The sequence below is a fragment of the Pelagibacterium halotolerans B2 genome (genome assembly GCF_000230555.1).
GTDB classification, from domain to species: domain Bacteria; phylum Pseudomonadota; class Alphaproteobacteria; order Rhizobiales; family Devosiaceae; genus Pelagibacterium; species Pelagibacterium halotolerans.
Window position 1 is genome coordinate 2,550,575 of the sequence record NC_016078.1, and the last position, 12,726, is coordinate 2,563,300.

General features: G+C 61.1%; 8 protein-coding genes. 3 read left to right on the top strand and 5 right to left on the bottom strand.

All coding sequences use genetic code 11. The features are described from left to right. Window positions 1-48 precede the first annotated feature (48 nt). From KKY_RS12435 to KKY_RS12455, 5 genes are all read right to left on the bottom strand, one after another. Window positions 49-690, bottom strand: a complete 642-nt coding sequence (locus KKY_RS12435) for a helix-turn-helix domain-containing protein (protein WP_014131713.1) — start codon at window positions 688-690, stop codon at window positions 49-51. Between the two features lie 110 nt (window positions 691-800). Beyond that, complete coding sequence (locus tag KKY_RS12440) at window positions 801-1,325, bottom strand: hypothetical protein (protein ID WP_014131714.1); 525 nt, start codon at window positions 1,323-1,325, stop codon at window positions 801-803. 39 nt (window positions 1,326-1,364) lie between these two features. Continuing rightward, a complete protein-coding gene (gene pelG, locus KKY_RS12445) occupies window positions 1,365-2,759 on the bottom strand; it encodes an exopolysaccharide Pel transporter PelG (protein WP_014131715.1) in 1,395 nt (464 codons plus the stop codon). A gap of 1 nt (window position 2,760) precedes the next feature. Further along, complete coding sequence (gene pelF, locus KKY_RS12450) at window positions 2,761-4,290, bottom strand: GT4 family glycosyltransferase PelF (protein ID WP_014131716.1); 1,530 nt, start codon at window positions 4,288-4,290, stop codon at window positions 2,761-2,763. Window positions 4,291-4,302: 12 nt separating this feature from the next. Then, entirely contained in the window at window positions 4,303-5,004 is a 702-nt protein-coding gene (locus tag KKY_RS12455; protein WP_139305047.1) for a hypothetical protein, read from the bottom strand. A gap of 175 nt (window positions 5,005-5,179) precedes the next feature. Here KKY_RS12455 and KKY_RS12460 point away from each other — a divergent pair, with 175 nt between their 5' ends. Genes KKY_RS12460 through KKY_RS19665 form a run of 3 tightly spaced genes read left to right on the top strand, consistent with a single transcriptional unit; the run spans window position 5,180 to window position 12,640 of the window. Further along, window positions 5,180-6,091, top strand: a complete 912-nt coding sequence (locus KKY_RS12460; protein WP_014131718.1) for an MJ1477/TM1410 family putative glycoside hydrolase — start codon at window positions 5,180-5,182, stop codon at window positions 6,089-6,091. Then, window positions 6,075-6,752 (top strand): tetratricopeptide repeat protein, encoded by a 678-nt coding sequence (locus tag KKY_RS12465; RefSeq protein WP_139305048.1) that lies wholly within the window; start codon window positions 6,075-6,077, stop codon window positions 6,750-6,752. Before KKY_RS12460 ends, KKY_RS12465 begins: the two co-directional genes overlap by 17 nt. Next, complete coding sequence (locus tag KKY_RS19665; RefSeq protein ID WP_014131720.1) at window positions 6,749-12,640, top strand: M10 family metallopeptidase C-terminal domain-containing protein; 5,892 nt, start codon at window positions 6,749-6,751, stop codon at window positions 12,638-12,640. The genes KKY_RS12465 and KKY_RS19665 overlap by 4 nt, the downstream gene beginning before the upstream one ends. Window positions 12,641-12,726 lie beyond the last annotated feature (86 nt).

The following is a 12,726-nucleotide window of genomic DNA, read 5'->3' on the forward strand; positions in this document are numbered from 1 at the left end:
CCGCTGTAGCCCGTTGAAGGCCGATACGTCCAATGCTCCGGACAAGGTCTAAGCCCCCAGATCAATGAGCGCATCGCGGTCGAGCAACACGATTTCGCGCGCGCCGACAAGTCGGATCAGCTTGAGTGCCTGCAGCCGGTGCATCGCCCGCGATACGGTTTCCAGCGTCAACCCCAGATGGTCGGCGATATCGCACCGTGACATAGGAAGGCGGGCTCTTGGACCGTCGACGCCCCGCCGGTCGGCGATGCCCACGAGGAATGCTGCCACCCTTTCGATTGCATTCTGTGTCCCCAGAATGAGAAGGTGCTGGTGGATGCTCTCGAGATGGTCGAAAAGCATCTCGGCGATCCGCGGATTTGCCAGATCCCGGCCCTCCAGATGGAACGTCCGCGTGCCCGAATATTCCAGCGCTTCGGCATAGCATTGACGCTCGGTCCCCGTTTCAAAACCGAACACTTCGCCGGCGAAATAAAAGCCGGTGACCAAGCGGCGCCCTTCAAGCGTTATCCGCGAAACCCGGACGCAACCGAACTCGACGATGTAGATGTCGCCCGCCTCGTCGCCTTGCGCATAAATGAGCTCTTTTTCCCGATGCCGTGCCGTGGCGCTCAGCCGGATACCTTCGAAAAATCGCGGATGGCCGGCTGCACCCGCCTGCGAACTGTGAAATTCCCTGTGTATAAACATTTGCGATGCTCCCATATTTTTTCTTATTTATGGGCGTTTAACTTTTGTTAAGAAATTCCGTTTCTCCCACTAGTGTTTGTACGATATTGACTCTCGCACCCAATTTGCCATCAGGAGTTGTTTTCAAGCCCCGCCACTCGTCTTTCCAATCGCTTGGCGCGCGCAGCCAGAGCTTCATATTGCGCGGCAATCAATTCGCGCTCCTTTTGCGCTTCAAACAGGGCAAGTTCGGAGCGCTGCAACAGCCGGCGATGGCCGTCTGAAACGACCCCGACAAGAACGGCGATGATCAGCCAGGCCAAAGGCGTGGTCCAGACTGCCGCCAGATATTCGAAATAGCCCTCACCCACCACCCTTTGGGGCAACATGCCGCCCAGAAGGGCAAGCGCCGTGGCCATGACGGCAGTCATGATCCCGCCCAGCGCTCCGTACTGTGCCGCCATCAGCGCAACCGCCAGGACCAGCGGGTGGATGGGCAGGACGCCAAGATCGAACAGCCCCAGCCGCTCGATGGCAAATACCCCACCGATCAGCACGGCGCCCTCGACGACGCCGACCCATTGATTTGAGGAGCCGGGGGCCCTCTCCCCAAGCAAAATCCTGGGAACCACGCGTTTGGGAGCATGCACGTTCACGATTGTTATCCCCTGATTCCCGGCGCCGTAATGCAGGGTTCAGCCTGCCACCGCCGGGTTGTTGTCGACGAATGTGAGCCTGTTCATCACCTTGAGTGTGTTGACCATGACCCCATAGGCAAGGATTGCGGCAGCGCCCGTGGCGATGACATAGCCCAGTCCCAGGGCATCGGGATTGGCGAGCAGGACGTAGGTGAGCCCGCCATTGAGCACGAGGAAGACGGCCTGGAGGAAGAAATAGGCGCGTGCGTATTGCACGAACAAAATAACCCCCACGCAGGCAAGAAACAGGAAATGGAACGCCGCGCCGATCAGCGCCAGCCGCAAAACCTGCAGCGTTTCGAGCCCCATCCCCAAAAGACTGACGATCCAGGGTCCCGCCAGCGCCAGAACGAGGCTGATGGCAATCTGGACCACGAAGGCCGAAAAGATCGTATTGGTTGTCTGCCAGGTGATGGCCGTGCGCTGTGCGTCGATATGGCGAAGCGTGCCACCCGAATGCACGATGTCGCGGTATTTGCGATAGGCGGTGAAAAAATCGGTTTCCAGCCAGATCGAAACCACGCTCATCAGCGGCACGATCGAAAGATAGGCGATAAACATCGGCACGTCGTAACGAGGAGCGTGAATGAGCCCGTGCGCTATGGCCGTCCCCTCATAGGATTGCCAGACCACCAGCTTGTCGATCCAGACCGCCAGCGCGCTCGAAAGACCGGCGATAACGAAGGTGCGTGAGCGCATCGGATGGGCGATCAATGCCCCAATGCCGTCCGTCAGCCGATACACTCGTCCCGGAAAGGTCTGGATGATCAGCCCGTGCAGAATTGAAAAGGCCAGAAACAGCCCGGCTCCGAACCCGGTAAGCAGTCCAGCAACCCCATAGCCGAGGCTTGCCAGCGAGAGGCCAAGCACGACCGATACGCTCAGTCCCATGGTGAAGCCGGTGGTCACGATCGTATATTGGCGGATCGCCGCGACCATCGACATTGTCAGCCACAGCAGCGACACCTGCAGCACACAGAAAGTCGCGGCGGTTGCCGTGGGCATGTCCAGGCCGATGATGACGGCGAAAAGCAGCCAGGCGAGCACGACGGTAACCAGCGCCGTAACCCCCAATGCGCCGGCATAAATCCCGTGAACCCGGTCGAAACGGCGCTCGAACAGCTCGGCGGAAACACGCAGGTTGAGCTCGAGCGCGATGGGTGCCGTCACCACAAGGGAAAGAGCAAAGCAATAGATGACGAGAACGCGGAACGTCGTCGTCATCTCTGCGCCCACCAGCGGCACGCCGAGCCAGGAAATCAGCGCCAGCCCGATCATTATCACGATCCACGGCCCCGCCGTGATCATGATGGCATGGCCCGTGGCAATTGAATGTCCGGCCAGATTGTTCTGGCTGCGCAGTTTCGAGAGGGCAAATCCGATTCCGGCCATTTCAGACCTCACGCGTTGCGATTGAACAAAGGTGCCGGCTGTAGAGCCGCGTGTAAGCCGCAGCGATAGTGTCCGAACGGTATTGGATCCGGACCTTGGACCGCAACGCAGCCCCCATGCGCTTGCGTTCAAGGGGCGTGTTGAGCATCTGCACCGCCGCCGAGACCAGCGCGCTCACATCGCCCACCGGGGCAACCATGCCGCCGATGCCGGCGACTGCGGCCTGCCCCGGACTGCCAGGGCACCCCAGGATTTCCCTGCAGGCGCCGACATCTGTCGCAATGCACGGAACCCCCGAAGCACCCGCTTCCAGAATGACCAGCGGCAACGCCTCGGAGATCGATGTAAGCATCAGGACGTCGATCTCGGCCATGTAGTCGCGCACATCGACCGGACCGGTAAAGGTGATGATATCGCCAAGCCCGCGTTCGTTGACCGCATCGATGCAGCTTTGGGCATATTCGGGGTCCTCATCCATCGGTCCGATGATAAGCGCCCTGAAATCTCGCACCTTGGACGCTGTTCTCTCGGCAACATCGATGAATGTCTGGACATCCTTGATCGGGGTGACCCGGCCGATGAATGCCAGCGTCGGGCGTTCGCAAACCCGGTCGGGAAGCGTGCTGAAGCGGTCCACGTCAACCCCGTTCGGCACCACGGTGAGCTTGCGGCTGTCGGCGCCCAGCGCCTGCTGGAAGGCATTGTTGTCGCCATAAAGGGCGATAACATCGTCCGCGGCGCTATAGGCGATACGCGCAAAGCTCTCGAAGGCATCGGCCCAGAAATCGCGGACGTCGTGGCGCTCGTCTGTAAAATCGAGCCCGGTATCGATGCTGTTCTTGATCCAGTCGGCCATCAGGATTTCAACACGCCGCTCGTTGGAATAGATTCCGTGCTCGGTGATCATCACCGGACGGCCCGTGTCATGAGCGGCACGCGCGGCCAGAAGACCGGCATAGCCCGTGGAAACCGAATGATAGAGCCGGGCGCTGGGAAGCGGGCTGACCAGTGTGCGCAAGAGCCCGCCGGCCAGCGCCCGCCACGCCCAGAAATAGGAAATGAACGCCGTCTGGGGCATGCGGGCATAGCCCGAAGAGAGAGCCTGCCAGGCCTGAGGGGAATCGAGCAGCGTTGTAACAGAGGGGCGCCGCCGCCCCGGACCGAGCTTTTCAAGCAACTCCTGAAATGCGTCCGAGTCACCGTGATCGAGAATTGCGTTGAGCGTATCGGCGTACCATTGCGGCGTCATAGCCGGCCAGGCGCGGCGCTGCCCCTTACCCCTGTCGTCGAGGTAAAGGTGGTGGACTGTCCTGAGATTGTCCGGACGCTGATAGCGCGGCTCGGCCTCGGGCATGCTCGGCAGAATGGCCAGCACCGAAAAGCTCAGCTCCGGATGGGTCCTGATAAGCCAGTCGATCCAGCTTGAAACCCCGCCCGAGACATAAGGATAGCACCCCTCGGCGATCAGGCATATGTCGGCTTCCGGTTCGACGTTGCGCCATCCGGGCACAAACCATGCGGGCATTTCCATGGCGTTCAGCCCCTATGCTGCCGGTGTCGCGGAATCATTGGCGGGCGTGGCAATGCTCGCCTGGTGACGATGCCCCGCACTGGTGCGGACCTTGGAGCGGAACAGCGCCGAGACGGCTGCGGCCTGAACGCGCACACGCTGGTCGCGGCTGCGCAGGGCCTTTTCGATCAGATTGACGCCTCCGGTCGGTCCGTCGGCGACGATCGAGGCAAAGAGCGCCTGCTTTTCGCGCATCGAGCCCGACGTAATCAGCCTGTCCACCGATTTTGGAAGTCGTGCCGCGGGCCGGACCACCTGGTCGTCGCGAATACGGTCCGCCAGCGTCACGGCGGCCTGCGGCAGCGGGGCAATGGTGTTGTACCAGCGTTCGAGCTGCTCGACGCGGGTGCGCGAGGAAAGGTGTTCGTCGATCATCGCCGAAGCCGCTCCGAACGGGCCGGCAACAAGCACCTGAAGCGCGAACGATTGCAAGTCGCCCGAGTAGATACCGGCGCGCTCGGCCACCAGGATGGTTCCGAGCAGCACGGCGCAATAGGCAAGATGCAGCGCCAGCGCTGTTCCCAGATCGATATGCCCGAGAACGAGGAAGGCAATTCCGACAACTTCGGTCGCAAAAACCAGGGATTTGAATGCGGTGAAAATGGCCCGGACCGCCGGTTTGGCGGGATGACTGGCCGATTGTGCTCGGGAAGGAATCTTTATGGACAGTGCCATGATGGCCACCCCCTGCTGTTCTGTGTTCGCGGGTGCGAACGCCTTGTCTCGATGGGGTCGATAATGTCGGCTCCAAGCAGGCCGCGAGTTGATCAATGTCAACATTGCGAATGGGCTGCCCCCATAGTGTCCAGTTCATCCGATGCAATTATCGGAGGGAATGGAGACCCGTGACATGGGGATACGTTCGGCCGGGCTGGCAGCAGTCCTGACCGCATTTCCGCTTATGCTCTCGGCTCAGGCCGTCGGCGCAGCCGCCTCGGCGCTGGCCGGAGTTCGCTCATGGAGCTATCAGCTCCAGGCGATCGATTTGCGTGCCCTTGCCGCCACCGATTCCGATCTCATAGTCATTGACTATTCGCGCAACGGTACGCAGGCCGGCGCCTTCTCCGCGTCCGAAATCGCCGCCCTCAAGACCGCGCCGGACGGGTCGCGACGCTTTGTGCTCTCCTATCTCTCGATTGGCGAAGCCGAAGACTACCGGTTTTACTGGCAGGACGACTGGGCCCGAAACCGCCCACCCTGGCTGTTCGGCGAAAATCCCGAATGGGATGGAAACTACGATATCCGCTTTTGGGACCCCGGCTGGCAGGCAATCATTTTCGGGCAGCCTTCGAGCTATCTCGATCGGATCGTCGCCGCCGGCTTCGACGGGGTTTATCTCGACCGGGTCGACGCATTCGAACGGCGTGACCCCCAGCTCGACGCAGCCCGTCGCAAATCGGCGATGGTGAGTTTCGTCAACGCCCTCGCCGCCTATGCCCGCTCCCGGTCGCCCGGCTTCCTGGTCGTTCCCCAGAACGGTGAGGAACTGTTGAGTGATCCGTCATACCGCCGGACCATCGACGGCTTCGCCAAGGAGGACCTGCTGTTTGGCGCCGAACACGATCAGCAGCGCAACAGCCTCGGCACGCTGCGGGCCTCGCTCGAGCTGATCGAGCGCCTCACCGCCGAAGGCAAACCGGTGTTTCTAGCCGAATATCTCAGGGCATCGTCCGATATCGCCCAGGCTCACGAGGACGCCGAAACGCTCGGCGTATTGATGTTTATCGGCGACAGGGAGCTCGACAATGCCAGCTCTCGCTGATCATGGCGCACCGAGCCGGCCCGTCTGGTATTCGGAGCTCGCTCCTCAAACCTTCATGTCGCACATGGAGTCGCCCGAACGCACGAGGATTTTCGTTGCGATCATCGTTGTGGTCACCATCGTTGCGGCCATCGCCATGCTGCCCAACACAGAGGAGAAGGCCCAGGTTCTCCTCTCCCAGGGGCGGGTTGAGGAAGCCATGGAACTCTATGAGACCAAGCGCGAAACGGCCCAGCTCAATCCCTTCGAGGCCTATTCGCTGGCCGGTCTCTATCTGGCGCACGGTAGAAACGGTCCGCTGACGCACCTTCTGGAGGACGAGATCGCCATCCGTCCGCAAAGTGACTGGGCGCGCCCAATGCTTGTCGAGCGCTATCGGGCAGACAGGTCCTACGGCAATGAGGCCCGCATCCTCACGCAGATCTTCGCGCGCACGCCCACCGCCGCCGATTATCGCCGGCTCATCGCTCTCTACAGGCTCGAAGGCGACAGGATCGGCGAGCGCGCCACCATCGAACTGGGGCGCGCCAACGGATTGGCCAGTGAACACGATCTTGCCCGGCTCGAACGCCTCAAATCCACCCCTGTGTTGGATGGGATTGCCCAATGGCACTCGTCCGAACCGGTCGACATCCCTTCTGAACAGGAGACACCCCGATGACCATCATCCTTGACGGAAACCTCACAGACTGGTCGCCCGCAGACCGGCTTGAGCGGCCCGAAACCCTGGTCGACGGCTATGCACTCTATGGACGGTACGAGGATGGGGCATATCTCATCGCGCTGGAAAGCGCGGTTCCGATCGGGCCAACCACCACCTTCTGGCTCAACACCGATGCCGACGGCGAAACCGGGCACAAGGTCTGGGACTGGGCAGTGGGTGCCGAGTTCAACATCAATTTCGGCGATGACGGGGTCGCCCGGCTCTATTCGGGCTCGGAAGGAGCCACACTGGTCGCAGAGATCGAATATGTGATCGGCGAGGGGGGGACGACGCTGGAAATGAGACTGCCGCAGGCGCTGGTCGGACTCGCTGTGACCTCGCTCGCAGTCTATGCCGATATCAACAATTCGGTTTTTCTGCCAAACTCCTATGCCGAAGGCGGGTATCTGATCACCCAGCCATCCCCCAGCTCGTTTGACGGTCTGTTGACCGAATGGACCGAGGATCAGCGCCTCGAAACCCCCGGCACCGGCGTCGATGGCTATGAACTTTATGGCCGGGTCGATACCGAGGCCTTTGTCGTCGCGCTCAAGAGCGCCCAGCCGATCGGTCCCAACACGACCTTCTGGATCAACACGGACGGCGACACCTCCACCGGCCATCAGATATGGGGTTGGGCCGGAGGGGCCGAATTCAACATCAATATCGGTGCCGACGGTATCGCCCGGCTCTATTCGGGCGCGGCGGGCGAAACCTTCGTGGCCGATCTCGATCACGCCTTCGGTCCGGATGGAACCACGCTTGAATTTGCGGTTCCAAAGGCCCTGCTGGGCACGGGCATTGAACAGGTCGCCGTGCTCGCAGACATCAACGACGCGGTGTTTCTTCCGAGCAATTACGGTTTTGGCGGCTATACGATAGCGTTACCACCCGTCAGTGCTTTCGACGGAATTCTGAGCGAATGGACCCAGGACCAGCGCCTCGAAACCCCCACAACCCAGGTTGCCGGCTATGAACTCTACGGCACGGTGGCCAACGACGCCTATGTCATCGCGCTCAAGAGCGAGATCGATATCGGGCCCAACACCACCTTCTGGATCAACACCGACGACGATACGTCCACCGGCCATCTGGTCTTCGGCTGGGCGACAGGCGCCGAGTTCAATGTCAATATCGGCAGCGACGGCGTGGCGCGCCTCTACACCGGCGCCGCCGGAGAGAATCTGGTTGCCGAGATCGATTTCGCGCTCGGGCCCGACGGCCGGACCATGGAACTGGCCATTCCCAAATCGCTTCTGGGCGATGGCATAAACAAGATCGGACTGATGGCCGACGTCAACGATGTGGTGCACCTGCCTGCCGACTATACCCAGCCGGCCTATACGATCACCGACACTTCCGACCTGCCGCCAGGCTCGGGCTCCAATTACAAGATCGCCATCGTCTATTCCGAAACCACGGCCGGGGCCTATTTCTCCGAAATGGCCTATTCCCAGCTCGTCATGGCCGCCCAGAGTCAGGCCATGGCCGCCGGCATTCCCTTCGATCTTATCGGCGAGGCCGACCTCACCGATCTTGAAGTGCTCGCGCAATACAAGGCACTGGTGTTCCCCTCGTTCCGCAACGCCCCGGACAATTTCGCCGATATCGCAGCGACGCTGAATCAGCTCGTTTACGATTACGATGTGCCCATCATCACGGCGGGCGACTTCATGACAAACGCCGCCGATGGCGAAGCTCTCACGGCAAATCCCTACGAGCGCATGCAGACGCTTCTGGGGCTGTCCCGCACCGGCGGGGCCAGCGGCGTCGACGTCGAACTCGTCGCCGCCGGCGATCACGAGATCACATCCGGCTATGGCGGTGGATCGATACACACCTATACCGGTGCCTCGACCTCATATTTCTCCGCGATAGCCGCCGGCACGGTAATTGCCCAGCAGATCGTCGACGGCACCAGCCACGATGCGGTTATCTCGACAACGACTGGCGGACGAAATGTCCACTTTGCGACCGACGGCATGCTGGCCGACAACAACCTTCTCGGCCAGGCACTGGACTGGGCGATCCAGCCCCTTGACGGTCCCAAGGTCTCCCTCTCGATGAGCCGGGACAGGGCCATCGTTGCCGCGCGCAACGACATGGACCAGTCCCAGGAAACATTCGATGTGGACGGCGGTATCTATGAAGCGATGCTGCCCATCCTCGAGCAATGGAAGACCGATTACAATTTCGTCGGCTCGCACTACATAAACGTGGGCCTCTACAGCCCCGACCAGGATACCAACTGGTTCATTTCTTCGGCCTACTACCAGCAACTCCTGGCGATGGGCAACGAAATCGGCTCGCACTCCTATACCCACCCCTTCGACACCAACCTGTTGCTCCCCGACGAAGTCACTCAGGAAATCCTCGATCAGCGCATCGCGGGATACGCCGCGTTGCTCGATAACCCCTCGGCATGTTTCTGCCCCTATTGCATGCGTGAGGACGCCGATCAGTCGGTGATCGATGCGCTGGCAGCGATGAGCGTTACCGAAATCAACGCGACATTGCAGGCCGCCCTGGTTGCGCCGGACCCAATGGCTCTCGATCCGGTCTCCAAGGCCATTCTCGAGGCATCCTTCAAGTTCCAGTTCGAAACCTCTCGCCACGTCATCGAGGACAATCTGGAGATAGAAGTGGGTGGGGCCGCCGTGCCGGGTATGCCGGAATCGCTCGAAACCGCCCGTCAGATCATCCAGTATTACGACTATCTGACCGGCGGCGCTTCCATGGTCGGTGCCGGCTATCCCGGCGCCTTCGGCTATCTCTCGCCCACCGATGCCGGCAAGGTCTATATCGCGCCAAACATGAGTTTCGATTTCACCCTGCTCGCCTGGCTCGGTTTGACCGTCGAGGAGGCTGCGGCCAAGTGGATCGCCGAATTCAACGATCTGGCGATCAATTCCGATCTGCCGATCGTCGTCTGGCCATGGCACGATTACGGCATCACCGCCTGGGATGTGGATAACATAGGGTCATCCCCCTATGAGCTGTCCATGTTCACCGAGTTCCTCAGCGCCGCCCACGCGGCAGGCTCCGAATTCGTCACGCTCGCCGATCTGGCCGCCCGCATCTCGACCTTCGAAAAGACCGACCTCACCTATACCGTCAACGGCGATACGATCACCGTCACCGCAACCCCCCAGAGCGGCACATTGGGCACGTTCGCCGTCAATCTCGATTCCCTGGGCACCCAGACCATCCAGGCCGTGACCAACTGGTACGCCTATGATGGCGATTCGGTCTTCCTGGATGCGGATGGCGGCGTTTTCGAGATCAAGCTGGGTTCGAGCCAGACCGACGTGACCCACATCAGCGCGATCGGCGCCCGCATGCAATTGGTCACCCTCCAGGGGGATGGCATCGACCTCTCGTTCACAATGTATGGTGAAGGTCTCGTCGCCATCGACCTGGCCGGCGTCTCAAACAGCGAGTTCATCGTCTCGGGCGCCGAAATCGTCAGTGTCGTCGATGGAATCATGACGGTCCGGCTCGTCGGCCTGGGCAATCACACGGTCAGTCTCACGCGGGTCGATGCCGAAAATCTCGCCCCCACCGACATCGTGCTGTCCAACGTGATAGCGGTTCCCGAGATCATGTTCGATCGGGTGAAGGTCGCCGACCTGCTCGTCATCGATCCCAATCTCGACCCCGAAATGCGCGACAACATCGTCACCGTTTCCGACGACAGGTTCGAGATCGATCCGGTCGATGGTGCGCTTTACCGCAAGGCCGGCGTTGCCTTCGATTTTGAAACCGAGCCAACGATTTCCGTCACGCTCACCGCAACGGACGGGGCACTGGTCTTTGAAAAGGAAATTTCGATCGAAGTCTCCGATGCCAATGACGCCCCCGAGGGCGGGGTATCGATCGTCGGCCAGGCGGAGGAAAATCAGGTTCTCAGCGCCGATGTCACGACCCTTGCCGATCAGGACGGCCTGGGAACGCTCACCTATCAGTGGCAACGCGATACCGGGCCGGGATTTGTCGACATCGCCGGAGCCAACGCGGCGACCTATACCCTCACCGCCCAGGATGCGGGCGCTACGGTGCGGGTTGTCGTGCTTTACACCGATTTGGGCGGCACGCCCGAAAGCGTGGCGTCACCCGCCACCCCGACGGTCGTCGAAAACATCGTTCCGACACCGCTGGACCCGCTCACCGAGGACATGACACGCACCATCACGACCCGCGACCTGACCGGCACCGCCTATACGGGCATGGCCGTCGCCATAATCGGCCTGGCCGCCTCCTCGGGCGTATTGACGGACAATGGCGACGGGACGTGGCTGTTCACACCCGATCTCAATGACGACACCGACGTGACGTTCACCTATTCAATCGAAACACCCGACCAGACCGTTCCCGCCCGGGCCACCCTCGATCTGATCGGCATGACCGACATCATGGGCACCGATGCGGCCGACACTCTCGGCCCCCGCGCCGCATCCGACCAATACCATGGCGGCGATGGCGGCGACACCATACAGGCCGGAGGCGGCGACGATATCCTGTTCGGCGACGGCGGCAATGACTGGCTTCATGCCAGCCCGGGCGACGACACCATCGTCGCAACAACCGATGACGGCGACGACACCCTTATCGGTGCCGACGGCATCGACACCCTTGATTTCTCCCGCATCTCGGCCGACGTCACAGCCCATCTCGGCAGCAACACAGCCTCGAGCGCCCAGACCGGAAACGATAGGCTCAACACCATCGAAAACGTCATCGGCGGTTCGGGCAACGATACTCTTACCGGCTCGGCGGCTCCCAATATGATCTGGGGCGGTGATGGCGACGACACGATGCGGGGCAATGGCGGCGACGACATCCTGTTCGGAGAACGTGGCAACGATTGGGTCCATGCCGGCCCGGGCGACGACACTCTCATCGCAACCGTCGATGACGGCGACGACACCCTTATCGGTGCCTACGGCATCGACACCCTCGATTTCTCCCGCATCTCGGCCGACGTGACGGCTCATCTGGGCAAGAACACAGCCTCGAGCGCCCAGACCGGAAGTGACCGGTTGAACACCATAGAAAACTTCGTCGGCGGTTCTGGAAACGACACGATCTACGGTTCGGGCGCCGCCAACATGCTCCGGGGCGGCGATGGCGACGACACAATGCGGGGCGGCGGCGGCGACGACGTCCTGTTCGGAGAACGTGGCAATGACTGGGTCCATGCCGGCCCGGGCGATGACACCATCGTCGCGACCATCGATGACGGTGACGATACCCTTATCGGTGCCAACGGCATCGACACCCTCGATTTCTCCAGCATCTCGGCCGACGTTACGGCTCATCTGGGCAAGAATACAGCTTTTAGCGCCCAGACCGGAAACGATAGGCTCAACACCATAGAAAACTTCGTCGGCGGTTCCGGCAATGACACTATTACCGGATCGGGCGCAGCCAATGTGCTCTCGGGCGGTGACGGCAACGACATATTGGAGGGGCTGGCCGGCAAGGACATCCTCGCCGGAGGCGCCGGCAACGACGCCTTTGTCTTCCGCAACGTCGCCCATTCATCGCCAGGCACCGCCGATCGCGACGTGATCGCGGACTTCACTCAGGGCGAGGATACGATCGACCTCTCGCTCATCGACGCCAACACAACGACCTCGGGCAACCAGGCGTTCATATTCCTTGCCTCCGTCGGCACGGCCTTTACCGGTCTGGCAGCGGAACTCAATTTCGCCTTCGAGGACATCGACGGTACCGAAAATGACCGGACCATCGTCGCCGGCGACGTCAATGGCGACCAGGTTTCCGATTTCAGCATCGAACTCAACGGCCTGATCCAGCTCACGGCGGCCGATTTCATCGTCTGAACAAGAGCGGCACCCAAGCGGTGCCGCTTCCTTACCCCATCCGTCCGTGCACGAAAAAGAGGCCCGGGGGCCTCTTTTTTCGGTCT

Bases quoted from the DNA above. Each gene is read 5' to 3' on its own strand.
- KKY_RS12435 (WP_014131713.1), bottom strand. From the start codon at position 690: ATGTTTATACACAGGGAATTTCACAGTTCGCAGGCGGGTGCAGCCGGC.
- pelG (WP_014131715.1), bottom strand. From the start codon at position 2,759: ATGGCCGGAATCGGATTTGCCCTCTCGAAACTGCGCAGCCAGAACAAT.
- pelF (WP_014131716.1), bottom strand. From the start codon at position 4,290: ATGGAAATGCCCGCATGGTTTGTGCCCGGATGGCGCAACGTCGAACCG.
- KKY_RS12455 (WP_139305047.1), bottom strand. From the start codon at position 5,004: ATGGCACTGTCCATAAAGATTCCTTCCCGAGCACAATCGGCCAGTCAT.
- KKY_RS12460 (WP_014131718.1), top strand. From the start codon at position 5,180: ATGGGGATACGTTCGGCCGGGCTGGCAGCAGTCCTGACCGCATTTCCG.
- KKY_RS12465 (WP_139305048.1), top strand. From the start codon at position 6,075: ATGCCAGCTCTCGCTGATCATGGCGCACCGAGCCGGCCCGTCTGGTAT.
- KKY_RS19665 (WP_014131720.1), top strand. From the start codon at position 6,749: ATGACCATCATCCTTGACGGAAACCTCACAGACTGGTCGCCCGCAGAC.